This window comes from Paenibacillus sp. TSM33 (genome assembly GCF_056099025.1).
The window spans coordinates 1-558 of record NZ_JBLZXB010000034.1 but is presented as its reverse complement, the minus strand read 5'-3'; the positions used below and the strand labels follow the sequence as shown (position 1 = coordinate 558).

Here is a 558-nt window from a genome sequence, read left to right as displayed (position 1 = left end):
CCCCATTCGGACATCCCCGGATCAAAGCTTGCTTACAGCTCCCCGAAGCCTTATCGTTGTTCGCCACGTCCTTCGTCGGCTCCTGGCGCCTAGGCATCCTCCGTGTGCTCTTTGTAGCTTAACCTAGTATTTACAATGTAAATACGATTCGCTACCTTTATTTCACTTGTTTACACAAGATCAGCTTAAAGGAATATTCTAAAACGCAATTTCGTTTCGGTATCCAGTTTTCAAGGTGCAATAATCTCCGGCTTCAACCCCGGAAGAACATCATATCAAATTCCTCAATACTTGAATACAAGTATATCTTGGAAATCATATGTGAGAGTTTGAACTCTCAAAACTGAGCAACGAGTGAGTAGTTTAGGGATATTCATTTCATTCACACCTATGTGATGAACCAAATCGAATATCCGGTCGCAGGTACGTGTACCTGCTGATTTGAATGTTTCCATCGCAGGAAACGATTCTCCATAGAAAGGAGGTGATCCAGCCGCACCTTCCGATACGGCTACCTTGTTACGACTTCACCCCAATCATCTACCCCACCTTCGGCGG

General features: G+C 44.8%; 2 rRNA genes. Both read right to left on the bottom strand.

Features of this window, described 5'->3' with window-relative positions:
- Positions 1–124: ribosomal RNA gene (locus ACN6NF_RS25630) — 23S ribosomal RNA — on the bottom strand; the annotation flags it as partial.
- Between the two features lie 353 nt (positions 125–477).
- A 16S ribosomal RNA gene (locus ACN6NF_RS25625) occupies positions 478–558 on the bottom strand; the annotation flags it as partial.